The organism is Leptospira koniambonensis, assembly GCF_004769555.1.
In the GTDB taxonomy this organism is placed as follows: Bacteria; Spirochaetota; Leptospiria; order Leptospirales; family Leptospiraceae; genus Leptospira_B; species Leptospira_B koniambonensis.
Genome location: NZ_RQFY01000006.1, coordinates 1 through 23,590, shown reverse-complemented (window position 1 = coordinate 23,590; position 23,590 = coordinate 1). Strand labels below are relative to the sequence as shown.

Genomic DNA, 23,590 nt, shown 5'->3' with positions numbered 1-23,590 from the left:
TGATAAATCGGAGCCACCTCGGAAAAGTGAGACTGATAGTTGGTAATTCGAACCAAGGATACGGTTTTGGGAATGGGTTGGGGGAAGCCTCCCCCACGCTTCAGCCGCTACGCGTCTTTCGCTTCCCCCTCTCCGGGGAACTTTTTAGTCCTTACCCCCGGACCCAATGTTTCTATTCTCTGTGGCTCTGCATGAAAATAATAGTAAGATAGATTTTGTCCCACACAGAGGCGTAAAGACGCGGAGAGTCTCAACTTTAACTTAAGAATTCGTTATCTTTACCTTTTCCAATAAAGTTTCCATGTAAGAATAATCTTTAATAACTTTTGCAGCTATTATACATAGTGGAATTGCAATTAAGTGGGCTATTATATTCACTAAGATGAACGTATTTAACCCTTCCATGGTCTCCACTTTGAATGGAAAGCGAAGTAAAATTTGACCTATAATATTGCTTATAACCCAAAGTCCCCACCAAGGAGATAAATAGTCAGTGGTAGCAATTTTTTCTGAATTACTAGGTTCATATCTAACCAGCAGCTTTCTTGTTTCTGTATAAAGTTCCTTCATTATCTCGTATGGCCTAAGCAAATTTAAGATTGGAATAAACCACGCCCACAAAGCCTGCTTTTGATTGTATATAAGATCTTCTGAAAATAATTCGAGATTTTGGTATGCTCTTACAAACCAGCGTAAAAAAGTCGCAGCTGAAACGATAAAAAGGATCATATATAAAATACTTATAATATTGATTATCGAATCACTTGTTTCAGCAACCTCCGAAGAAATCTCTTCACCGTTCATTGCCGTTTGTATCAGATCGTATTGCAAGTACCATAAAACCAATAAAACTACTTCCAAAACAAGTAGTATAAGTATTAAGATAAGAGCAATATTTGCTCTTTTGCCATTTGGTTTCATTTGTTCCATCATTAGTTCCGATCTTTAACTAGCTGTTCTAGATATCTCGCAATCAAGTCTACTTCTAAGTTTACTTTAGCTCCTACTTTCCATGCTTCGGAAGCATTAGTGACTATAAGAGTCTCCGGAATTAAAACCAATTCGAATTCTCCCGGTTTGGAATCCACGATCGTGAGAGAAATTCCGTCCACAGTCACGCTACCTCGGACCGCAAAATATTTAGTGAAAGAAGGATCATGAGAAATTACGAACCTTCTCACCTTTCCCGAATCTTTTTCTTCGGAGAGAAGAATGGTACCTGTTAGATCCACATGACCAGTCACAAAATGACCACCCATTCTGGTATGCGGCTGTACTGATCTTTCCAAATTGATCTTTGTTCCAACTTGAAAACTTCCAAAATTGGTGAGCTCTAAAGTTTTGTAAGAAGAATAAAATTCGAATTTGTTCCCAGAGTCTTGGAAAGAAGTAACGGTATGGCATGCTCCGTTGACCGAAATAGAGTCCCCGTTTTTTAGATCGGGATTTTTCCAAGTAGCGGATACTTTAAAAATTTTCCCATCTCCAGTGTCTTGGACAGATTCAATTTTTCCGGTAGTCTCTATTAATCCTGTGAACATCTTCCCAGCTCCCAAAGATCAGAACCAAGTTCTGCCTTCCATTCCATGGAAAATTTTCCCTTCCATTCAGGCAAGATTCCTTTTGGAAAAGAAACAGTATTCGATCTGATTTGTAAGATCGCATCATCTTCGGAAAGTATGTGAGAAAATAGTTTGTATAGAAAATTTCCACCTTCTACGAGTGCAGTGTTGATCTCCCAAGAATGTAAAACTTCTAAAATTCTGGAGATATCGGAGAAAGAAACCTTCTCCAATGGAAACTTAGAAAGGTTTTGTATTGTATTTAAAAAATTTGAATCATAAGATTTTTTCTCATCTAAGAAGAATGCGGCATTTTTTTTCTCGATCCTTTCATTGATGTTCTTTTGTTTTTCTAAAAAGTTTTGACTGATAGAATTTTGATCAGGTAAAAAGAAAACTCTAAGTGGTTGGTAATCCTTCTCTTTTTCTTTATGGATCTGAAAAACTTCCGGATGGGAAGAATATCCCAAAACTTCTGAGACAAGCCCAGAAAACCCTTTGTAGGAGTTCCTACCGATATTTGAATTTACCGCTCCATCTAAAATTTTCGGCGCGGCCTTCGGCAAAGAAGAAGGTATTCTAAAATCTAAACCTGGGTCATCAACGCGGACAGTATTCGGTCCGACCAAGATCGCATCTACTTTTGCTCTTAGCATAGAAACAAATACATCCGACTCGGAAGAAGATATTTTTTCCCTGAGACCTTCTCCTGAACTGAAATAACCTTCCTTACTGAGAGAAGTTTTGAGTAAAAAAGCAGGCCTTCTTTTTTCTATCCTGGATTTGAAACCAAACAGAAACTTATAAGAGATTTCGGCTAACTCAGTATTTTCTAAAACTTCAACACCGATCTCTGTTAATTTGTTCAAACCGGAATGAGAAGAAACCAAAGGATTCGGATCCTTCCATCCGTATTCCAAACGAAGTGGTTTTTCTTCTAAGAACAGATCAATACAAGGAGGAGTTTTACCATAATGAGAGCAAGGCTCTAAGGTTACGTAAGCATTATGGTTGGGGAGTTTTCCGTTAGGAAATTTTTCTCGAAGCAGACGATATGCTTCCCTTTCTGCGTGGTTTTGTCCGTTTTTTTGTGTGGAAGCGGAGGCTAAAATTTGGTGAGTATTTGCGTCTTCTAAAACGCAGGCCACCGGAGGATTCGGACTAGAATATCCGGTGGAGATAAAGGAATAGCGAGTTAATTCCTCCCGAATCCGATCCGGGAGGCCAGAACTCAAGAGCGTTTCCACCTCTTACTTAGAGTATCGTAGATGTCTACGAGAGGTGCAGCAATAAATACTGAGGAGAATGTTCCGAGAATGATCCCGAAGGTAAGAACATAAGCGAAGTCATATAACTCCACCGCTCCACCAATAATAATCGCAACCACGGAGATCAAAGTCGCCACTGAAGTATTGAAAGTTCTGGAAAGAGTTTGGTTGATAGAAATATTGATCACTTGAGAGAAAGTATCTCTTAAGTTCCCAGCATTTTCACGGATCCTGTCAAACACTACAATCGTATCGTTGATGGAATATCCGAGCAATGTCAGAAGAGCAGCGATAATAGGAACGCTCGGCTTAATTTGGAAAAATCCTATGAATGCAATCGTGATCACCAAGTCATGAATTAGAGCCAAGATCGCCCCAATTGCAAACTTGAATTGGAAACGGAAACTCAAATAGATCATGATGAAAAAAAGTGTTAAACTCAAAAGAGAGATCCCTGTTGAAGTCAACTCAGCTCCCACTACTGAACCTACTTGGTTCGCAGAGAGAATTTTCTTTTTTTCTAATTTAAAGTCTTCTTGTAAAAGTCCGATTAGAGCATCGATCGCAGAAGCTTGTTTCGCTTCTAGACTATCTTTACCTTTTTTTTCTATATAAAGTTGTTTGATCTGGTCTACTGAACCAAGGCCTATATCGATTTGGTAATCGTTTTTATCCTTATCCATTAAGACCAAAACAGCTTCTAAGTTTTTAGAAGAAAAATACTCTTCTAAGTTCTTACGTTCTACATTCTCTGGAAATTCAACAACGGCTCTTAAACCTCCGTCAAAATCCAAAGAAGTAGCGAACCCGCCGTATTTTCCAAAGGTAACTCCAAACCCGACTAAGATCAGGATGGTAGAGAAGGTAATGGATACGTATTTATATTTTATAAAATCAAACATTTTTGGACTCCAGTTTTTTGAATCCTATCTGGAGTTTACGAACTCCAAATTTGTTTACCAATAGATCCATGATCATTCTGCTCAAGAATAAGGAGGTAAACAAGGAAGTGATGATACCCCAACAAAGAGTGATCGCAAATCCTTTGATTGGTCCGTTTCCAAGTTTGATCATCAAAATACCTGAGATCAAAGTGGTAACGTTACTGTCCATAATCGTCCAGAAAGCGTTCTCAAAACCTTGGGCAACTGCTGCAGAAACATGTTTTCCTGCTGCGAGTTCTTCTTTGATCCTTTCGTAGATAATAACGTTAGCATCCACCGCCATACCCACTGTGAGTATGATCCCCGCAAAACCAGGTAAGGTCAAAGTGAATCCCATCAAGGAAAGAAGTGCCATAAGCACGATCACGTTCACAAGAAGTGCAATATCCGCAACCAAGCCGGACAATCTATAAATGATCAGCATGAATACGATCACGAGTGCAAATCCTAAAAGGACCGCTTTTAATCCGACTTCGATGGATTCGATCCCTAAAGTAGGACCAATAAATCTCATCTCTAAAACGTTCAACGGAATCGGAAGAGCTCCCTCACTGATCACATTTGCAAGATCTGTTGCTTCTTTTTGACCGAACTCTCCGTCAATCTGAGCGTTACCACCTGCGATAGGGCTCCGAATCACTGGGTCAGAAATAACTTTGTCTCCCCAAACGATAGCAAGTTGTCTTCCTACGTTTTTGGAAGTGATATCAAAAAATTTCTCAGCACCTTGAGAAGTTAAGGAGAATGAAACATAATAAGAAAGTCTATTTTGGTCGTAACTCTCACGAGCGTTTCTCATGTCCTTTCCGTCCAGAGAGATAGCTCTTTCCAGAACTACAAACTCTCTAGGAAGAAGAGATGCCTTAGGGTTATTCGCCCTGGACCATTTTACATACAATTTATATTTTTCAGGAATATTATACTTCTTCTCCATAGCAGCAAGGAATCTATCCTGCTCGTCTTTTCCCAGTTTCTGTTTAACTATATTCTGGAATTTAACGATCTCGGTTTCTTCCTTTTTACCTTGGTTCATGAGTTTCATTTCTTCTAACTCAATAACGTCGTGGTAAATTCCTCTGGAGTTTGCATTAGAATCAGAAGGTTCCCTCAATCTGTATTCTACTGTTTCAGTGTTTCGGATAATATCTAGGATCTGAGAAGAGTTACTAACACCAGGTAAAGAAACCTCGATAGAATCTTGGTCCTTCTGGATACGTACCTGAGGCTCTGTCAGGTTTTGGTTGGTCAAACGGTTATCGATAATAAGTTTCGCTTTTTCTAACTCTGCAAGTTTTCGGCTAGGAGTTAATTCGAAATAACTTTCGATCTCTTTTAGTTTGTCTTGAGCTTCTTTTCTTTCTTTTTCAGAAAGACTAGGATCGTCTTTTTTCTTAGTAAGCTCTTCGATCTCTTTTGTATAAGAATCTTTTAATTTAGAAGTGTAATCGTCGAAATCACCTTTCAGAACGACTCTCATTCCACCTTGTAAGTCCAATCCTAAACGGATCGCCAAAGGTCTTCCGCCGAAAATATACTCTTCTACCAAAGTAGGTCTAAGTTTATTCTTAGGCTCTAAGATCAATTCCTGGTTTTCCTGAGAAAGTTGGTTGATCTTTGCAGAAGTGATAAATCTTCCTTTGACTAGATAATAATCCTGCTCTGGAAAAACGTTAGGATCAGGTTCGATCTGCCAGTCGCTTTTCGGGTTATAATCGGTTTTCCATCTTTCCGCAAAATTACTAAGTATATCCTTGCGGGTTTCTTCAGGCAATTGTTTAAATTCTTTTCTTACTGCGAGTTCCAATTCCCTTTCGGCGAAGTTTGGGTAAAGAAGCGTCAATGAAGACGCTACTACCAATATTGGAACAAAAATCCATTGGACAGATTTCAAATTCGGACTCCTAGTCTCTTCTCACTTTGTTGATGGTCACAGGGGAACGCTTACTAACACGTGCGCCTTTGGCTCTGAATTGATATAAAGCAAAAGCAAGTATGATTGCTATGATTATGATCCCTTTTTTATGTTCAGAGAAAAATCCGGCGATAGCACCTTGTTCTTTTTGTTCTGCAGCCTTTCTTTTCTCTTCTTCTTTTTTCTTATCGTCTCCGAGTTTTAGGATCTCTCCTAACTTCTCTCTGATAGAAATATCTTCTTTAGGTAAAGAAGAAGCGTTAGCATTATAACCAGGTAAATTTTTCGGACTTAAATTAGTTTCTTCGTTTAACCAGTAAGGCTTTTGGATCTCAGCCGAAACTTCAGGATTAGAAACTTCTTTATTTAGATTTCTCTCAGAGGTTTCATTCGGTCCATTAGGATCTCCTGAATTTTTTCCCTGAGTAGGATCTTCCGGTGCGATTTCCGGATCTACTTTTTTCTTAGGCTCAGATTCTTTCTGTTCAGTCTCTTTGGACTCGACTAACTTCTTCTTTTTACCTGCGTTCTTCTTTACTTTTTTCTTTCTAGAAGCTTTTGCAAGAGGTGTCTTTTTGGAAGAAGTGGTTGTCTTCTTAGGTTCGGAAACCTTATCCAAAAAATCGATTTCTTCTCCGTCCTGTCCAAAAATTGGAAGGGCTAAAGAGATACAAAGAAGGAGGCAGAGGATCTTATTCATGAGTCGCACCGATTATATTAATACTATCGGAAAAAGGGATTTAGGCCTCTTTCTCTTTTTCCTTCTTTCTTAAAATCGTGCTGGAATTGAAGGTAACGTTGGTGTCCTTAGCGATTGCTAAAACAACAGATTCGTTATTATCCTTAAATTCTACCACCTTGCCATGGATCCCGGAAGAAGTGATAACTACGTCCCCTTTTTGCAGGCTCTCTATCATAGTTTTTCTTTTCTTTTCCTCGTTTCTTTGAGGACGGATCACTATAAAATACAAAATGATAAATAGGATCGGAATGAATAATAGAGTATTAAATCCACCTTGTGCCCCAGCTGGATCTGCTTGGGCTAAAATTAATAAATTCTGAAAATTGCTAAGCATGATGAAACCTGTGTTTCCTTATTTGGTCCTTTTTGAGACCAGTATTTTCCTTTATTATCCCTTGGTAATTAAATTTTGAAAGAAGGCGCCTGTTTTTCCGGAAGCCAACTGTTCTAATGCGGTTTTGTATCCATCTAGGATAGAAGGAGCCTTTCCCAAGGTGAAAAGCCCTGCCCCAGCATTCAAGGCGACTGCATGTGTGCCCGCAATCTTCTCTCCTGCCAGTATCTTTCGAGCCAGGGACTCAGCTTGGTCCGGACCACTTGTAAATACTTCCGCAGGATCCAGATCTTTTACGCCCAGATCTTTAGGATCGAAGTCTTTTCTGGAGATTACACCGTCTTCTAATAGAGTATAATCCGTTTTTTCGAAAATGGAAAATTCATCCAGTCCGTCTCTAGAATGACATACTAGAGCTCTTCTCAAACCCAAACCTTGTAAAACCCGGATAAAAGTTTCAGTCAACTCAGGCTCATACACTCCAATGATCTGGTATTGAGGAGAGAATGGATTACTTAAAGGTCCAATCATATTAAATAGCGTTCTAAAACCTAATTCTTTACGAACTGGTCCCGCAAACTTCATAGATGGATGCCACATTGGAGCGAATAAGAATGCAAATCCGTTATCAACCAGATGAGACTCCACTTCTTCTTGGGTTTTCTCAGTATTATAACCTAGTCTTCCGAGAATATCGCTAGAACCAGTATGAGAAGAAACAGAACGGTTTCCATGTTTTGCGACCTTGACACCAAGAGAAGAAATTACAATGGCAGAAAGTGTGGAAATGTTTACTGTACCTTTTCCATCACCGCCGGTTCCGCAAGTGTCCAACATATCAAAAGGAAAAGCTGTTTTAGGTTTAAGCGCGTTACGGCGAAGAGCCAAACAGAAACCCAATAGTTCATCTACTGTTTCTCCTTTTGCTCTCATTGCGGTCAAAAAAGAAGAAAGTAATATCTCGGATACTTCTCCCTTCATTACCGAATTGATAGTAGTTTCCGCTTCTGAAACTGTAAGATGTTTTTTTTCTAAAACTTTTATGATAGCTTGTCTAATTTCCATTTTTACCGAAGGCCCTCCGTATAGAGCTGTAACGGATCACTTCCCTGTTTGAGAACAAATAACGAATTCCGGAAAGTACAGTGATCAGAGTGGTCAAAAGCATTCCGAAGTACGGAACAAATCCACCTAGTCCAAATACTAACTCGTTCCAGCCGGGGGCACCGTTTTCCTGCCAAACCTTAACGAATGCAACTGCGTTTTCAGAAGCGATCCCAAAAACGGTCATTCCTTCAAGTTTACCACTTTGGTAGACCTCATTGATCAGAATTCTTTTATTCGAGGAAACTAATATAAAGAAGATCAAAATTAAAATAATAGCGCCCATCTGGAAGGCAGTCTTTACCTTTCCAAGCATGGTCGTACGGATAGATTTTCCCAAACGGATCGCGAGATAACGTAAGGTTGTGATAAGCATATCTCTTCCAATGATGAGAATCACCATCCAAAGTTCTATTTGCTCATGCAGAAATATGAATGTAGTAAAACAACCTACTACAATGATCTTATCTGCGAGTGGGTCTAAAAATTTTCCGAACTCGGTCTCTTGTTTCCATTTCCTAGCCAAATAACCATCTATAAAATCTGTAAGAGATGCAAGAGAGAATAAAACTAGAGCGGCGATATGGTAAGCCTGCTCCTTCTGGTATAAAAACCAGATGAAAAAAGGAAGTGAAGCAACTCTTAGTACGGTAAGAGCATTGGGTATATTAATATTCGGATTCAAGATTCCAACCAAGTTCCCATCATGTCGTATTCGTAAAAAGATTCGATTTTCACTTTTCCGATTGTTCCAGGCTTCAAAGAAGGATCTTCTACATAAACCACTTCGTCAATTTCCGGAGCATCCTGCAAACGTCTAACGATTGCGGTATTTCCTTCCAATCCATCTACGATCGCAGTATAAGTTTTACCTATTCTGGATTCATGGATCTCTTGTAGGATTTTCAAATGAGTATCTCGGATCAGATTGATCCTTTTCGCCTTCTCTTTATCTGAAACTGTTTGGGTCAGGTCTGCACCCTTAGTTCCTTCTTGAGGAGAATAAGAGAATAAATTCAATTTTTCTGGACGAGTCTCTTCTACAAAGCGTAAGATCTCATCCACATCTTCTCCTGTTTCTCCAGGAAAACCTAAAATAAAAGAAGTTCTGATCTCAAGATCAGGTCTCATTTCTCTCGCAAGAGAATACAGATCCCTGAATTGGAAATATCCCCCGCTTCTATTCATGTTTTTTAATACTCTTTCGGAAACATGTTGGAGAGGAGATTCTAGATAAGGAGCGATCTTAGGAGTTTCACCCATAAGCCTCAGGATTTTTTCAGTCTTCTTATCAGGGTATAAATATAATAATCTTAAAATTTCAAGATTTTCGATATCCGAAACAGCTTTGATCATATCCAGAAGTTTGTCTGAATCTTTTCCGTAATACACTGTATCTTGGGAAACTAAACAGATCTCTTTTGCACCTGCAGAGATCGCTCTTTTAGTATCTCTTAAGATCTCTTCCAAAGGAGAATCTACGAATTTTCCACGTAGAGAAGGAATGATACAGAAAGCACATCCTCTATTACAACCATCAGAAACTTTTACATACGCATAAGGTTTGGAATAGTTTTCTATCTCTGGAGAGAGTTTCATTCTCTCTACGATATCTAAATTAAATTCGGTCTTTGCAGGAGAAGAAATATCTCTGCGGAAAGCTTCCTTAATGATCTTTCCTGCTTGGGAATATTTTCCAGTTCCGAAAACCAGATCTACCTCTGGGATTTCTGCGGAGATGTCTTTTGGATATCTTTCTGCAAAACATCCTACTACGACTAACTTTTGGCCTTCTTGCTTTTTAGCGTGAGCCGCACCAAGTATAGTCTGGATGGTTTCTTCTGTAGCGGATCGAATGAATGTACAGGTATTGATCAGATGGAAGTCAGATTCTTCCGGTTTTGTAGCCGGAAGAAAACCTTCTTCCAAAAGGGAATGGTGCATGCTCATGGAGTCCACGGTATTTTTGGGACATCCAAGAGTGGTAATGTAGAACTTTTTATCCAAACGAAGCCTTACTCGCCCAACTCCTTAATGATAAACTGAGTGCTATCGTAAGGGTTTGGTGTTTTTATATAAACTTTCTTCACTAATTTTCCGGGGCGTCCTAAGACCACTTTAGGTTTTCCGTTTTGGATCATCTCCACTGCGGAACCATCACCTACTTTGATCTCCAGACGATCTTTCGCTTCTAGAGTTTTATTTTCTCCACCTTGCACAAGTCCTCTGAAGCCCATTTGACCATCGATCATGAACTCTGCATAACTTGGTTTAGAGAAAAATAATGTAACTTGGATCGGAACATCACCTAAAGTTTTAGTAGAGTCCTCTCCTTGAGGATTAGACTGGACAGTAGTGCCTTGTTTCTCTTCTTCACTTAAAGAAACTAAAACTTTTGCAGAACTTCCGGTCACACTTTGAGCAGCGATACGGATACTTCTGCGTAAGGAAGAAATTTCAGGGATAGAATAACTGAGGACTTTTTCCTGTCCTTCAGACAATCTGAATTTGTAAACTGTCAATTCAGGATACACATTAAAAGCAAGAACTGCAGTATTTGCATCAGATCCTTGTTCTACAGAAGAAATGAAAAGTTTACATTGTTGGTTAGATGCGCTAAAGCTTACACCTTGGTTTGCAGTTAAGATAAAACTTTCAGGTCTTGTTTCTGGAACGGAACGATTGATGAAGTCTATATTTTCAGGGATCTCCAATCTTCTGCCGCTTTCTTCCGAAACATCGTCACCAGAAGAAACTCCATCAACTAGATTATAAACCACAACTAGAGTAATCGCCACTATTAGAACGGTGATTGCAGTAATCAGTTTGTTCTTATCGAAATTTAGATCATAATAAAAATTAGAAGTAGGTTTGGTGAGTTCTTCTAAAGGAGCTTGAGATTCTTCGATCTTCTCCCCTCTGTATAAATTGATCAGCATCCCCGTGTCTAACTTTAAGTAGCTACCGTAGTTTTTTAAAAATCCTATGGTAAATGTTTCTCCAGGAAACTGGGCATAATCCTCAGTCTCCAATGCGAGAATGTATTTAACGGAAATATTCGTATCCTTAGATACGTCCTTTACAGTGAGCTTTTTTTCTTCCCTAGCCTCTCTAAGGATTTGCCCTACTCGTTTCTGATTCAATTTCGCTCTCCTTTCCTAGGAAGATTTATTCTTCCGACACCAAGGGGTTATTTACGATTTTAGAATTACCGTCAGGGCGGAAATTAAACACTCCGTCCTCGATATCCGCATTCGGATCTAATCCGAAAAATTCTACAGTGGTGGTCTTGCCTCTTCCGTCACTCGCAACTGCCTTTTTAATAAAGGAAGTTTGAGCATCTACATAGAGGGTCATAGTTTCGTAACCGCCAATCTTCTCTCTTTGTTCCAAAGCCAATACGAAATATTGACGATTGTCTTTAGGAGAAACCTGAGGTTGTTCTATGGACTCGAATTTATAATGATACTTTCTAAAAATCCTGGAAAGACCCTCTTCCGTCATTGGGGAAAAAATAGGTCCAGATTTATTAGATTTATTTAATGTAAGATCTTGCTTTCCTGCAGCATTTAATCTTTTGATAAAGATCCAAAGAGTTTTGCCGTCAGAAACGATCTCGTCACCGGAAGGATCTGAAAATTCATATTTGATCTTTCCACCCTTCTTATAGTAGCAGACACCTTTTTTAGTGACTACTTTTTTGTTTGATTCCGTTTGGATCACGAAATCAGCCTTATAAGATTTTAGGTCCGAAAAAGTTTTTCTGACTTTTTTAACCACTTCAGAAGGTGAATTCCAATGGTGTTTTGCGGATGACTGAGCGCCCAGGGAAAAGCTGCCGAATAAAACGGACAGGCAAAGGGCGATAAATACAGAACGATTGCTTAAGGTATCTTTCATTCTCAGGTAATGCAGGGATTTTTTTCCAGGATGGCGAGTATCCGCCCCACTGTCACTTGGTTTCTTTTCCCGGCCTGGAAATTCCTAGACCGGGTCGAATTTTTAAGCAGACCTTAAAATTTCCCGTCCCTTAGATCCCAGGATCGCAGAAACATATCCCCTTTCTTCCATTAATTCCATGATCCGAGCGGCCCTGTTATAGCCGATTTTCAAACGTCTTTGTAAGTAGCTTGCGCTCGCCTTTCTATCCGTCCTTACGATTTCCCAGGCCTTATCGAATAGTTCCTCATCCATCTCTTCCGCGGAGTCAGATTCAGTTTCTTCTTCCAGATCGAATTCTACGTAGGTAGGAGCTCCGTATTTTTTAGCCTCATCCACGATCTTCTCTATCTCTTCTTCAGAGATAAATGGAGCCTGGATACGAGCCAGGTCCGCAGAAGTAGGAGACTTGTATAACATATCCCCTTTTCCAAGAAGAGACTCAGCACCATTCATATCCAGAATGATCTTAGAGTCAGTTTTTTGAGCCACATGGAATGCTATCCTTGCAGGACAGTTCGCTTTGATAAGACCAGTGATCACATCCACAGAAGGTCTTTGGGTCGCCATCACTAAGTGGATCCCTACCGCTCTGGACTTCTGGCTGATACGAGTGATCGCATCTTCCAGATCTTTTCCGGACACCATCATTAAGTCAGCAAGCTCATCTATGAACACCACAAGATAAGGCATTTTATTATAACCTTCTTTGTGATAATGTTCTTCTACCTTCTCATTATAAGAACGGAAATCCCTACATTTCAATTGGGATACAGCTTCATAACGCGCTTCCATTTCTTGGATCACCCAAGAGAGTGATTTGGTTGCCTTACGAGCATCTTTGATCACCGGCATAAGAAGATGAGGAATATCCTCAAACAGAGTAAGTTCCACCATCTTAGGGTCTATCATTATAAAACGAACTTCTTCTGGAGAAAGATTTAAGACCAAAGAAGCGATCATCGCATTCAAACAAACTGATTTACCAGAACCAGTAGTTCCTGCCACAAGCAAGTGAGGAAGTTTATTTAAATCAATGGATACAAGCTTGCCTGAAATATCCTTACCGATCACAATATTCAGATCTTTTTTAGGTTTAGGTGCTAAAGAAGAACGTAATATATCTCCCAGGAAAACATCTTCTCTATGTTTATTTGGAACCTCGATACCGATCGTGGATTTACCTGGAATAGGAGCGACGATACGAATATTCTTAACTGCAAGATACATCCTAAGCTCGTCAGTCAAAGAAGTGATCCTTCCCAACTTCACCCCAGGAGGAGGAGTGAGTTCATAACGAGTGATGATAGGACCTCTTTCCCATCCTACAACCTTTGCTTCATAACCATATACTTTTAGAGCGTTCTCAATCTCGAATGCAACCTTTTCAGATTCTACTTTGAAAAGTGCATCTTGTACTTTTGTAGGATTACTCTTCAAACGATTCAGAGGAATATGATACACAGAACGTTTAGAACGGAATACTGGCACCATAGAAACTGGAGTAAATGGAAGTTCAGATTGTTTCGGTTTCTTTTCCGCAACGGATGTAGGAGCTACAACAGGAGAAGGTAACGTACTAGGAATTACCACCTCCGGCGCCGCAACAGCCTTAGGTTCTTCGATCTCTTCAATTTCTTCCAACTCGTCAGATTCTTCTACTTCTTCCTCGTATTCTTCTTTCGAATCTTCCAGGTCTTCCAAAGAATCTTCCTCTTCGGTCCATTCTTCCAGTTCTTCGCCTTCTTCTTGGAAGTTTTCCCCTTCGGCGGAAACTTCTTCTATAATTTCTTTATTAGAAATGAATGGTTGGACTTCTTCTTCCAACTTTTCTGTTTCAAGAACCACATGCGGCACTTCTTCTTTTACAAAAGAAGGTTGTGCAGAAGTTTCACTCCTAAGATCCAAGATCTCCCATGCCTTTTTAGAGGTAGCTATAATATCTTCTTTTCTATCCTGAATTCCATACACTTTCTCCACAAGGCGAGAAGAGGCAGTTTGGAATTGGAAAATCTTTCTATCATCTTCAAAAAATCCCTGTAGAAGACCTGAATTTCTATATTGCACATTAGATTCTTTTATATCTGCAACCTTAGAATTGCCTTTTACTTTTTGAATATATGATTCCAAGTTTGTAGTAGTTTTCACTGGGTTCTGTTTCTCCGAAGAAGGACCCGAAACTTCTCTACGAAACCAAGGAGGCACATTTTCTTCTGAAACTTCAGCGTTTGTTTCTTTCCATGAAGAAACTGAATTCATCATACCTGCAAGACCTTTGGACCAATCAGTAGATTTGGTTTTTGCAAATGTAGATTCGTAATTTTCGAACTCTTCTTCTTTTTTGGTTCTTCCACTCATATAACCGGAAAGCCATTGCTCCTTCCAGTCCCGGCCGCTTTGTGCAAGAAGCCTTCCAAAAAAATGGACTGGAGATTCGTTCAGATAAACTAGTATGCCGTAAAAATAGACCACGAAATGAATAAGAAGTCTTCCAGTAGAACCAAGAAGATATTCCAAAGCCACAGCGAGTGCTTGCCCAAGAACTCCACCGTTAGATGCAAATGGAACTGTAGAAACATTTCCGAAAACATTCAAACTTACTGCGACGGCGAGTAAGAATAACGGAATGGTAAGAAGTTTGTTAGTAACATCCTGAGCAGGCTTCGCAAGAAGGATTCCGCCAGTTAAGATAAGCATGATGCCGGGAACAAAAGAAGCATTCCCAAATAAGTATAAAAATCCCCAGGAAAGGTAATGGCCGAGCCTACCAAAAAGGTTAGCTTCTACTCCATTTTCAGCGATGGTAAAAGAACCCAGAGAAAGGGTCAGAAAAATCCCAGTGAAAAGTAGAAGATACGGCAATGCCGCACGTCCCTTTTCCCAAATCGCAATATTTTGTCCGATAATTTGGTCCTTTCTATCCATACCTCCTAAGAATCGGCAAAAAACCGAAATCTGAAAAGAGACAAAATGTGGAAAAAGGGTCATAGAGTTCGCATAGAGTCCACGGAGAACACGGAGTTTCTGGCACACAGCAGACACGAAGTCACAGAGGGGTATAATTCAGGGATTTTTATTATAAATTCTTTTCCTTACATAGTTTGGTCTGTCGATTTTGTAAAATTTACAAATTTTCACGCAAAGGGGCCAAGAAAAGAAGATCCTCGGACTAGGTCAACAAAAGGCTCTTTTTAGCTTCGCGGCTTCGCGTGGTAAACCTCTCCTCCCCGCAGGAATGAGTTTTCCGGGCATCTTTCGGTTTTTTTCTTGAAAATTTAAATCAACCAGTTAATAGACTAGTGTTTACTATGAACGTAAACATGGAATCGGTTTCCGCCTTCCAGGCGAAGACCCATTTATCGGAATTACTCAAAAAAGTACAATCAGGAGAGGTTTTTGTGATCACACATAGAGGAAAACCGATCGCTAAACTCGTTCCATTTTCGGAAGAGATCGAATTCGATTCCAAAGAGGGACTTAACACTTTAAAAAAGATCAGAGCCAGCATTTCTTCGAAGGTAAATATTAAAGAATTTATCAACGAAGGCCGCAAATGGTAAAACTCTGGGTTTTGGATTGTTCCTTAGCAGCAGCGAGTTTTTTACCGGATGAAAAATCCCCTAAAGCCGATCAATTCCTTCAATTGATCGGCAAGTCAATCCGAGCGGTCGTCCCAAGTCTTTGGTGGTATGAGTTTAATAACGTAATACTTGTTTCCAAAAGACGAAAAAGACTAACCGATCTCCAAGGAAAACAGATCGTTTCTATTTTCGAATCTCTTCCTATCGAATTCGATATCAATTTATCTTTCGAAGTGTTCCGCCATATCCAAGAACTAGCATTGAATCATGAACTTTCTTCTTACGATGCTGCGTATCTGGAACTTTGTATCCGCAAGGGCGCTGGTATAGCAACTCTAGACGAAAAAATTTCAGCCATAGCTAAGAAGTTAAAGATAGAAGTTTTTAAATAAGAGACGCTAAGACAAAGAAAGACACGGTGTTAGGACTGGCACGCAGAGCTGCGAAGGCGCAGAGTTTTTGTGAATACAAATCCCCAATCTTTTCTCTCTGCGTCTCAGAAACCGGTACTACCGAAGCCGCCTACTCCTCTTTCGGATTCAGGCAGTTCCGTCACAATTTCCCAATCAGTATGCCAGGTGCGGCGGATCAAAAGTTGAGCGATCCTAGTTTTATCTTCTAAAAGATAAGGTTCTTTTCCCAGGTTGAGAAGTGGCACCATCAATTCTCCTCGATAGTCTGAATCGATTGTGCCTGGAGTATTCGGAATTAGGATCTTAAATTTAGTAGAAAATCCGGAGCGAGGCCTGATCTCAAAATGAAATCCTTCTGGGATCGCAAAAGAAAGTCCTGTAGGAACTAAAACAACTTCTCCAACAGGTAATGTCAGAGTGGAATCCAAACAAGAAGCAATATCATAACCTGCAGAACCTGAAGTTTTGATCTCAGGAAGAAGAGCCTTTTCTTTTAATTTTTTAACTGGGATTTTCATATTAGTAGGAATAAGATCCGAAAATGGATTTAATTTTTTGTTCTTCTTTCGTTTTTAATTTTGCCAAAACAGAAAGATGTAACTCTGGAAGTGCGAATATTTTTCGGACAGTTTGATTTATCTCTTCTTCCGTTACTGAATGGATCTCTTTGATCCTATTTTCTAAAGAATTATATTTTCCGTAATACAACTCTTGGAAAGCGATATTATTCATTCTACTTTCAGTATGCTCGTAACCGATGGAAAGGCTTCCTTCGTGGTTTGTTTTAGCGTCTTTCAACTCTTGGGAAGTAACTCCCTTATCTACGAAAAGTTTTAATTCTTCTAAGATCAATTCCAGACTTTCTGCAAATCTTTCTTTGGAAGTAGAACATACAATTGAATTGATCCCTACATCACGATAAGAAGAAGGATAACTAGTGATATGATAACAAAGTCCTTTTTCTTCTCTGACTTTTTGGAATAAACGAGAAGACATTCCCCCGCCTAAAACATGTGTGAGAAGAGAAAGCCTTGTAGCATCGTGGAAATTACGAGGAAAACCTTCTGCGCCTAAAATAAAATAGGCCTGTTCTGTTTCCTTATTCCCTTTGCGGAAATATCCGAATTCCTTTTTAGGAGTTTCGAATGTGCCTTCTTTTCCCTTTTTGACTGAATGGGAGAAGTATTTAGAAATTAGATCGAATACAAACTCTGGCTCATAATTTCCGGAAAGAGAAAGTATCATATTCTCTGGATGATAATAGGTTTCGTAAAAATTCCTAAGACTAGAAGGAGTTACCCCTCTGATTGAGGCTTCAGTCCCTATAATATCTCTTCCTAGAGAATTTTCCCTGAATAGATTATTATAATAAAAATCGTGGATGGCGTCTTCTGGAGAATCTTCATAACCTTTCATCTCTTCCAAGACAACTTCCGCTTCTGTACGGATATCTTGGTCCCTGAATAAAGGTTGGAACATCATTTCTGAAAGCAATTCCAGTCCGAGTTCCAGATCTCTGGAAGCTAAGGTTGCATGAAAGTAAGTGTATTCTCTGGAAGTGGCTGCGTTAGAGTAAGCTCCTACTCTTTCCCAATCTTCTGCTTGTTGTTTTGCAGTTCGCTTTTCAGTGTCTTTGAAAAGCATATGTTCTAGGAAATGGCAGTAACCAGCGTTTTCCAAAGTTTCAGACCTGGATCCCACTTTTACATACACTCCCATAGACACACTTACTGAATAAGGAGCTCTTTGGAACAAGACTACAAGTCCGTTCCCTAATGTTATTTTATGATTTTTTTCTTCTAGAAAAAGCAATGGCGGACACCCGGCGAAAAAATTTCGCCGGTCTTATTTGTTTCTAAACTTCGAGAGCGTCTCTTCTGGAAAGATCGATCTTACCTGTTTTATCCACGTTTAATACGCGGACACGGATGATCTCACCTTCTTTAACTACGTCTTTCACTGAATTCACACGTTTGGAATCCAATTTGGAAATATGGCAAAGTCCTTCTTTACCTGGCAGGATCTCCACAAAGGCACCGAAATCGGTGATACGTTTTACTTTGCCTTCGTAAATTTTTCCTACTTCAACTTCTGCGAAGAAACCTTCTACCATGCCTGCAGCTTTTTCTGCCTGCTCTTGGTTAGCTCCCGCGATAGTCACTTTTCCATCATCGTCTATATTGATATCCGCGCCAGATGCTTCGATGATCCCACGGATATTTTTACCACCTGGACCTATCAGTTCCCCAATACGGTCTTTAGGTATATACTTAACGATAATTTTAGGCGCTGTACGAGAAACCGAATCTGCAGCTTTGGAGATGGATTTTTCCATTACGTCCAAGATATGGAAACGAGCTTTTTCAGCCTGAGCGAATACTGCCTCAAGAACATTAAACGCAACACCAGTTACTTTTAAGTCCATCTGGAATGCAGTGATCCCTTTTCTGGTTCCTGCAATCTTACAGTCCATATCACCGAAATGGTCTTCCAATCCCGCGATATCAGATAATACTGCAAATCTTCCGGATTCGTCTGAGAATAATCCCATTGCAATTCCAGAAACTGCGGACTTGATAGGAACACCCGCTGCCATTAGAGCCAATGATCCGGAACATACGGAAGCCATGGAAGAAGATCCATTGGATTCTAAAATTTCGGATACAACTCTGATCACATAAGGGAAATCATCCGGCTTAGGAAGAACTAGTTTAAGTGCTCTTTCTGCCAAGTTTCCGTGACCGATCTCTCTACGACCTGGCCCGGAAGATCTTCTTACTTCTCCTACTGAGAATGCAGGGAAGTTATAATGAAGCATGAAGTTCTTTTCTTTCTGACCTTCCAATGTTTCATAACGTTGGTTGTCAGATGCAGTTCCAAGAGTAACTGTTCCCAAAGACTGGGTTTGACCTCTTGTAAATACTGCAGAACCGTGAACTCCTGGAAGAGGGCTCATCTCTACGCTGATATTTCGGATCTCGTCCAACTTTCTACCGTCAAAACGAACTCCTTCTTTTAATACCTGCTCTCTTACGATCTCATACTCGAGTTCATGTAAGAAGTTTTTGATGTCCTTGATCTTCTCAGATTCGGTTACGGTTTCTTTAAAGTGTTCTACAACTTCTTTGTTTGCATTAGAAATTTCTTTATTACGAGAAGTTTTATCTGCAGTTTTATTTGCAGAAGAAATCTTATCGAATGCATATTTACGAACTTCGCCTAAAAGAGTTTCGTCTTTTACTCTAAGTTTAACTTCTTTTTTGACTACGGCGAGTTCTTTCGCCCAAGACTCTTGAAGTTCTACAAATTTTGCGATATGTTGATGAGCAAACTTTAATGCTTCCAACATTTCAGAATTGGATAATTCTTTTGCCTCACCCTCTATCATTACGATATGGGTTTTAGTTCCAGCAACTACCAGATCCAGATCAGAATTCAGGATCTCTTTGTTACTAGGATTGATCACGAGTTCTCCGTTAATTCTTCCTACTCTTGCTCCGGCAATCGGACCATTAAAAGGAATATTAGAGATCGTTAATGCAGCAGAAGCAGCATTTAACGCGTGACCAGCTGTAGAAATTTCGTTGTCTGCTGAAAGAACAGTTACCTGCAATTGAACTTCGCAGAAATATCCTTCAGGGAAAAGAGGACGGATCGGTCTGTCGATGATCCTTGAATTTAAAACCTCATGCTCATAAGGTTTTGCTTCTCTTTTGAAATATCCACCGGGGAATCTACCTACTGAATAAACTTTTTCAGAATATTCGCAAGTAAGTGGAAAGAAGTCTTGGCCTTCTTTAGGTTCGTCTGCGGCACAAACAGTCGCTAATAAAACTAGATTTCCGGTTTTATATACTACGGACCCGTGGGCTTGCTTCGCCCAGTCTCCCGTTTCGAGAGTGATTGAATCACGGCCAAATTGGCCATTAATAGTTTTAGCCATGAGAGGACTCCTTACTTGCGGAGTCCGAGAGCTTCGATTAGTTTTTTATAACGTTCTAGATCAGTACGTTTTAGATATTCTTGTAACTTTTTACGCTTGCTGATAAGTTTAAGAAGACCAGTTTTAGAATGAAAATCTTTTTTATGAGTTTTAAAATGCTCGTTAAGATCTTTGATCTGAGCGTCTAGAAGGGCGATTTGTACTTCCGTTGAACCGGTATCCCCCTGTCCTTTTGCAAATGTAGATATAATTTGCTTCTTTTGTTCCGTAGTTACCATAGTTTGATTGTACCTGTTGCCAATTTTCGGGGGCCTAACCCCCTGTCCAAGCTAAATTTTAGAAAAGACCTTCAAATATTTATAAGAAAGGCTGCCAGGAAGTCCCTCTCTTCTGCAATATGCCAAAATCTCTCCTTCCGGAGAGGTAAGTAGGAACTCCTGGGCCGGGATCCAGTCGAGCTTTATCTTTTTCCCGTGAAAAACATCTTTTACCTCGGTGCTCGGGATCTCTACCGAAGGAATATCCAATATCTCTTCCGGAGGATGTATAATTGCCTTCCCAAGTAGAAGCGCCTCATAGGTGTCTGCCTGCTCCAGTTTGAGTTTACCTACCTTGGTCCTATTCAAGGACTTAAGACACATTGGGATTCCTACTTCTGCAGCTATGTCCATGACTAGCTTACGGATATAAGTTCCGCCTGAAACCCTGGTCTTCAACTTGAAACCTTCTGGGCAGAAGTCTCCAGCACTGAATTCAAATATTTTAATCTTACGAATGCTTGGTGGAACAGAGATCCCTTCTCTAAACAATTTCGCTCTTCTCTGCCCTTGCACCTTGAGTGCGGAAACTTCAGGTGCGATTTGCTCTTCCCAACTGGAAACCTTAGAAAGAATTTCTTCCAAGTTAGGCATGGATTCCTCATACCATTTTTGGATCTTAGAAGTTTCCCAATCTTCTACAACTAAACCTTCTCTGTCTCCAGAGTCAGTGGAGAAGCCAAACTGTACATCAGCTTCATACTCTTTGTCTTTTCCTAAAAATACTTGAGAGAAACTTGTAGAAGTGCCTACAGGTAGTACCATCAAACCAGAAGCGGCCTTGTCTAAGGTACCTGTATGTCCTACTTTTTTGAGTCCGAGAGTCTTTTTGGCTTTTAAAACCAGATCGGAAGAAGTCATTCCAATCGGTTTATCCAAGAGCAAAAATCCGAATTCAGTCCGGATTTGTTGGTTTTCTCGTAAGTCGGAGGGATTCATCTAAACCTTGGATATATTCTTCGTCCCAAACAAAACTCATCTTCGGTGTTGCCCTAAGATTGAGTTTTGTGGAAAGAGTCGCGGCAAATTTACCCGCGGCGCTATTTAATCCAGCGAGTAATTTTTCCTTTTTTTTGTCCGTAACGATAGCCGTAACGTACACCTTTAGATTTTTGGAATCGTCCGAGAGTTCCGATCTGTGAACGGAAACCATATGGACCCGAGGGTCCTTGACTTTTCCGGCCAGGATCATCATGGCGACGGTTCGAACCGTCTCCGCTTCGATTTTCCTTTTACGGATCGGATTCACTCTAACACTACTCCAGTTTCCGTTTTACTACTGTGACTGTATAAGCTTCGATCGTATCACCTGATTTAAAGTCGTTGTAGTTTTCGAGCTGGATACCGCATTCGAAATTATTCACAACTTCATTGACTTCATCTTTGAATCTTCGAAGGGACTTGAGTTTTCCGTCGAATACTTGGACTCCATCGCTGATCACACGGATACCGGAAGCTTTTGTGATCTTTCCGGAAGTAACCATACAACCCGCGATATTTCCGATCTTGGAAACTTTGAATACTTCTCTGATCTCTGCAGTTCCGATAACTTCTTCGATCCTCTCTGGTTCAAGAAGTCCTTCCATCGCCATCTTGATCTCATCCACAACCTGATAAATGATGTTGTAGTATTTGATCTGAACGCCTTCTTTCTCGGCGAGTGCAATAGTTTTAGGATTCGCACGAACATGGAAACCGATCACGATCGCGTTAGAAGCGGATGCAAGCATCACGTCCATATCCACGATAGCTCCTGCTCCGGACTGAATTACATTCAGTTTTACATCCGAAGTAGAAAGTTTTTCCAGGGCTTCCTTGATCGCTTCTGCAGAACCACGAACGTCTGCTTTGATAATTACTTTCAGTTCTTTTAGTGCACCCTGTTTGATGAACTCGTTCATGTTTTCCAGAGTGACTTTAGAACCTGCAGCTCCTGCATTTCCAATTCTTTCGAATTCGATACGGTGTTGAGAGATGTTTCTTGCTTCCTTCTCATCTTCTACAGAGTCGAAAGGTGCTCCAGCATCAGGAACTCCATCGAGTCCAGTTACTTGAACAGGGAAAGCAGGTCCCGCTTCCTTAATCAGATGACCGTAATCATCATACATCGCACGAACTCTACCAGAGAATACGCCGGCTACAAACGGATCTCCTACTCTTAGGGTTCCATTTTGGATAAGAACTGTCGCAACTGCTCCACGGCCCGGATCCAGTTTCGCTTCTACGATTGTACCTTTTGCTCTACGTTTAGGGTTCGCTTTCAGATCCAGAACTTCTGCTTGTAGAAGTACTGATTCTAAAAGTTTATCTATCCCGATATTTTCTTTCGCAGAGATCTTGCAATACATAGTGTCTCCGCCCCATTCTTCAGATTGAAGTCCATGGTTAGCGAGTTCCTGCATGATCTTATCAGGATTTGCAGCAGGTAGATCCACCTTGTTGATTGCAACTATGATAGGGACTTTTGCATCTTTCGCGTGAGATAATGCTTCTAAAGTTTGAGGCATCACTCCGTCGTCAGCAGCAACCACTAAGATCACGATATCCGTAACCTTGGCTCCCCTTGCTCTCATAGATGTAAATGCTTCGTGACCAGGAGTATCCAAGAAGGTGATCTCCCCTCTGGAAGTTTTTACCTGGTAAGCACCGATATGTTGTGTAATTCCACCGGACTCAGTATCGATGACAGAAGATTTACGGATTGTATCCAATAGTCTTGTCTTACCATGGTCGACGTGACCCATGATGGTAACAACAGGAGGTCTATGGAAATAATCCTCAGGACTGTCTTTTTCTTCGTCGATTAGAGTTTCTTCATATAGAGAAACTACTTTTACCTTACAACCGTATTCATCAGCGAGAATGGATGCTGTTTCTGCATCGATGATATTATTGATGGTCACCATCATTCCCATTTTCATGAGTTTTCCGATAACATCTCCTGGCTTAAGATTCATTTTCTTAGCCAGTTCTCCTACTTGGACATTCTCCAAAAGAGTGATCTCTTTTGGTACGGAAACTCCAGTAGGCCCGCTTACTTTCTGCTTTTTGTAATTCTGTCTGTAGAATCTAGAGTTTTCAGAACCTTCCGATCCCTCTGGTCTTCCACCTCTATCTTTATCATTACGTTTTTTGCCGGAAGGAACTCCTCTTCCGCCCTCTGCAGGTCCTAAACCTGGAGGTGGAGTTCCTGCTCCAGGGCCGCCTCTAAATCCGCCACCCTGTCCGCCTGGACCACCACGGAATCCTCCGCCTTGACCACCCGGGCCACCACGAAATCCACCGCCCTGGCCGCCACCTGGACCACCACGGAATCCGCCACCCTGTCCGCCTGGACCACCACGGAATCCTCCGCCCTGACCACCCTGGCCTCCGCGATATCCACCGCCGCCGCCTTGACCGCCTTGGTATCCTCCGCCCTGACCACCCTGGCCTCCGCGATATCCACCACCGCCGCCTTCACGGTTTTGGTATCCGCCGCCTTGATTTCCATCAGAACGATTTCCGCGGTAATTGCCGCCACCGGACTCT

At 40.7% G+C, this 23,590-nt stretch carries 22 protein-coding genes; 2 read left to right on the top strand and 20 right to left on the bottom strand.

Going from position 1 to position 23,590, the window contains the following annotated elements:
• Positions 1 to 261 precede the first annotated feature (261 nt).
• From EHQ52_RS13630 to EHQ52_RS13570, 13 genes are all read right to left on the bottom strand, one after another.
• On the bottom strand, positions 262 to 933 hold the full coding sequence (locus EHQ52_RS13630; RefSeq protein ID WP_135615765.1) for a DUF4328 domain-containing protein: 672 nt from the start codon (positions 931 to 933) through the stop codon (positions 262 to 264).
• Positions 933 to 1,541: a riboflavin synthase gene (locus EHQ52_RS13625; protein WP_135615764.1), complete on the bottom strand. Its 609-nt coding sequence runs from the start codon at positions 1,539 to 1,541 to the stop codon at positions 933 to 935. Before EHQ52_RS13625 ends, EHQ52_RS13630 begins: the two co-directional genes overlap by 1 nt.
• Complete coding sequence (locus EHQ52_RS13620; RefSeq protein ID WP_135615763.1) at positions 1,526 to 2,797, bottom strand: bifunctional diaminohydroxyphosphoribosylaminopyrimidine deaminase/5-amino-6-(5-phosphoribosylamino)uracil reductase RibD; 1,272 nt, start codon at positions 2,795 to 2,797, stop codon at positions 1,526 to 1,528. Before EHQ52_RS13620 ends, EHQ52_RS13625 begins: the two co-directional genes overlap by 16 nt.
• Positions 2,794 to 3,732 carry a protein translocase subunit SecF gene (secF, locus tag EHQ52_RS13615; RefSeq protein ID WP_135615762.1) on the bottom strand — a complete coding sequence of 313 codons (939 nt, stop codon included), beginning with the start codon at positions 3,730 to 3,732 and terminating at the stop codon, positions 2,794 to 2,796. Before secF ends, EHQ52_RS13620 begins: the two co-directional genes overlap by 4 nt.
• Entirely contained in the window at positions 3,725 to 5,665 is a 1,941-nt protein-coding gene (gene secD, locus EHQ52_RS13610) for a protein translocase subunit SecD (RefSeq protein ID WP_135615761.1), read from the bottom strand. The genes secF and secD overlap by 8 nt, the downstream gene beginning before the upstream one ends.
• A 10-nt stretch (positions 5,666 to 5,675) precedes the next feature.
• A complete protein-coding gene (locus EHQ52_RS13605; RefSeq protein ID WP_135615760.1) occupies positions 5,676 to 6,386 on the bottom strand; it encodes an SRP-less Sec system protein in 711 nt (236 codons plus the stop codon).
• A 40-nt stretch (positions 6,387 to 6,426) separates the two neighbouring features.
• Positions 6,427 to 6,762, bottom strand: a complete 336-nt coding sequence (yajC, locus tag EHQ52_RS13600; RefSeq protein WP_135615759.1) for a preprotein translocase subunit YajC — start codon at positions 6,760 to 6,762, stop codon at positions 6,427 to 6,429.
• Between the two features lie 54 nt (positions 6,763 to 6,816).
• Entirely contained in the window at positions 6,817 to 7,827 is a 1,011-nt protein-coding gene (gene trpD / locus EHQ52_RS13595; RefSeq protein WP_135615758.1) for an anthranilate phosphoribosyltransferase, read from the bottom strand.
• Positions 7,817 to 8,551, bottom strand: a complete 735-nt coding sequence (gene pgsA, locus EHQ52_RS13590) for a CDP-diacylglycerol--glycerol-3-phosphate 3-phosphatidyltransferase (protein WP_135615757.1) — start codon at positions 8,549 to 8,551, stop codon at positions 7,817 to 7,819. Before pgsA ends, trpD begins: the two co-directional genes overlap by 11 nt.
• Positions 8,548 to 9,873 carry a 30S ribosomal protein S12 methylthiotransferase RimO gene (gene rimO, locus EHQ52_RS13585; RefSeq protein ID WP_135615756.1) on the bottom strand — a complete coding sequence of 442 codons (1,326 nt, stop codon included), beginning with the start codon at positions 9,871 to 9,873 and terminating at the stop codon, positions 8,548 to 8,550. Before rimO ends, pgsA begins: the two co-directional genes overlap by 4 nt.
• An 8-nt stretch (positions 9,874 to 9,881) precedes the next feature.
• Positions 9,882 to 11,009: a helix-turn-helix domain-containing protein gene (locus EHQ52_RS13580; protein ID WP_135615755.1), complete on the bottom strand. Its 1,128-nt coding sequence runs from the start codon at positions 11,007 to 11,009 to the stop codon at positions 9,882 to 9,884.
• Positions 11,010 to 11,034: 25 nt separating this feature from the next.
• On the bottom strand, positions 11,035 to 11,766 hold the full coding sequence (locus EHQ52_RS13575) for a LolA family protein (protein WP_135615754.1): 732 nt from the start codon (positions 11,764 to 11,766) through the stop codon (positions 11,035 to 11,037).
• A gap of 102 nt (positions 11,767 to 11,868) precedes the next feature.
• Complete coding sequence (locus EHQ52_RS13570; protein WP_135615753.1) at positions 11,869 to 14,730, bottom strand: DNA translocase FtsK; 2,862 nt, start codon at positions 14,728 to 14,730, stop codon at positions 11,869 to 11,871.
• Between the two features lie 383 nt (positions 14,731 to 15,113).
• On the opposite strand from EHQ52_RS13570, the gene EHQ52_RS13565 reads away from it, so the two are divergent.
• Entirely contained in the window at positions 15,114 to 15,365 is a 252-nt protein-coding gene (locus EHQ52_RS13565; RefSeq protein ID WP_244244891.1) for a type II toxin-antitoxin system Phd/YefM family antitoxin, read from the top strand.
• Positions 15,359 to 15,778 (top strand): type II toxin-antitoxin system VapC family toxin, encoded by a 420-nt coding sequence (locus EHQ52_RS13560; protein ID WP_135615752.1) that lies wholly within the window; start codon positions 15,359 to 15,361, stop codon positions 15,776 to 15,778. The genes EHQ52_RS13565 and EHQ52_RS13560 overlap by 7 nt, the downstream gene beginning before the upstream one ends.
• Before the next feature lie 104 nt (positions 15,779 to 15,882).
• On the opposite strand, the gene dut is transcribed toward EHQ52_RS13560, so the two are convergent.
• From dut to infB, 7 genes are all read right to left on the bottom strand, one after another.
• A complete protein-coding gene (dut, locus tag EHQ52_RS13555) occupies positions 15,883 to 16,317 on the bottom strand; it encodes a dUTP diphosphatase (protein ID WP_135615751.1) in 435 nt (144 codons plus the stop codon).
• Between the two features lies 1 nt (position 16,318).
• Positions 16,319 to 17,611: a M16 family metallopeptidase gene (locus EHQ52_RS13550; RefSeq protein ID WP_135615750.1), complete on the bottom strand. Its 1,293-nt coding sequence runs from the start codon at positions 17,609 to 17,611 to the stop codon at positions 16,319 to 16,321.
• Between the two features lie 43 nt (positions 17,612 to 17,654).
• Complete coding sequence (pnp, locus tag EHQ52_RS13545) at positions 17,655 to 19,742, bottom strand: polyribonucleotide nucleotidyltransferase (protein WP_135615749.1); 2,088 nt, start codon at positions 19,740 to 19,742, stop codon at positions 17,655 to 17,657.
• Between the two features lie 11 nt (positions 19,743 to 19,753).
• Positions 19,754 to 20,020, bottom strand: a complete 267-nt coding sequence (rpsO, locus tag EHQ52_RS13540; RefSeq protein ID WP_135615748.1) for a 30S ribosomal protein S15 — start codon at positions 20,018 to 20,020, stop codon at positions 19,754 to 19,756.
• A 51-nt stretch (positions 20,021 to 20,071) separates the two neighbouring features.
• Complete coding sequence (gene truB / locus EHQ52_RS13535) at positions 20,072 to 20,998, bottom strand: tRNA pseudouridine(55) synthase TruB (RefSeq protein WP_135615747.1); 927 nt, start codon at positions 20,996 to 20,998, stop codon at positions 20,072 to 20,074.
• Positions 20,955 to 21,308 carry a 30S ribosome-binding factor RbfA gene (rbfA, locus tag EHQ52_RS13530; RefSeq protein WP_100709428.1) on the bottom strand — a complete coding sequence of 118 codons (354 nt, stop codon included), beginning with the start codon at positions 21,306 to 21,308 and terminating at the stop codon, positions 20,955 to 20,957. The genes truB and rbfA overlap by 44 nt, the downstream gene beginning before the upstream one ends.
• Before the next feature lie 7 nt (positions 21,309 to 21,315).
• The coding region (infB, locus tag EHQ52_RS13525; RefSeq protein ID WP_135615746.1) for a translation initiation factor IF-2 at positions 21,316 to 23,590 on the bottom strand (2,275 nt) is incomplete at its 5' end.

What these genes read in the sequence shown, in the direction of transcription:
- EHQ52_RS13630 (WP_135615765.1), bottom strand. Translation starts at nt 933, where the DNA reads ATGATGGAACAAATGAAACCAAATGGCAAAAGAGCAAATATTGCTCTT.
- EHQ52_RS13625 (WP_135615764.1), bottom strand. Translation starts at nt 1,541, where the DNA reads ATGTTCACAGGATTAATAGAGACTACCGGAAAAATTGAATCTGTCCAA.
- secF (WP_135615762.1), bottom strand. Translation starts at nt 3,732, where the DNA reads ATGTTTGATTTTATAAAATATAAATACGTATCCATTACCTTCTCTACC.
- EHQ52_RS13605 (WP_135615760.1), bottom strand. Translation starts at nt 6,386, where the DNA reads ATGAATAAGATCCTCTGCCTCCTTCTTTGTATCTCTTTAGCCCTTCCA.
- yajC (WP_135615759.1), bottom strand. Translation starts at nt 6,762, where the DNA reads ATGCTTAGCAATTTTCAGAATTTATTAATTTTAGCCCAAGCAGATCCA.
- trpD (WP_135615758.1), bottom strand. Translation starts at nt 7,827, where the DNA reads ATGGAAATTAGACAAGCTATCATAAAAGTTTTAGAAAAAAAACATCTT.
- EHQ52_RS13575 (WP_135615754.1), bottom strand. Translation starts at nt 11,766, where the DNA reads ATGAAAGATACCTTAAGCAATCGTTCTGTATTTATCGCCCTTTGCCTG.
- EHQ52_RS13570 (WP_135615753.1), bottom strand. Translation starts at nt 14,730, where the DNA reads ATGGATAGAAAGGACCAAATTATCGGACAAAATATTGCGATTTGGGAA.
- EHQ52_RS13565 (WP_244244891.1), top strand. Translation starts at nt 15,114, where the DNA reads ATGAACGTAAACATGGAATCGGTTTCCGCCTTCCAGGCGAAGACCCAT.
- EHQ52_RS13560 (WP_135615752.1), top strand. Translation starts at nt 15,359, where the DNA reads ATGGTAAAACTCTGGGTTTTGGATTGTTCCTTAGCAGCAGCGAGTTTT.
- dut (WP_135615751.1), bottom strand. Translation starts at nt 16,317, where the DNA reads ATGAAAATCCCAGTTAAAAAATTAAAAGAAAAGGCTCTTCTTCCTGAG.
- pnp (WP_135615749.1), bottom strand. Translation starts at nt 19,742, where the DNA reads ATGGCTAAAACTATTAATGGCCAATTTGGCCGTGATTCAATCACTCTC.
- rpsO (WP_135615748.1), bottom strand. Translation starts at nt 20,020, where the DNA reads ATGGTAACTACGGAACAAAAGAAGCAAATTATATCTACATTTGCAAAA.
- truB (WP_135615747.1), bottom strand. Translation starts at nt 20,998, where the DNA reads ATGAATCCCTCCGACTTACGAGAAAACCAACAAATCCGGACTGAATTC.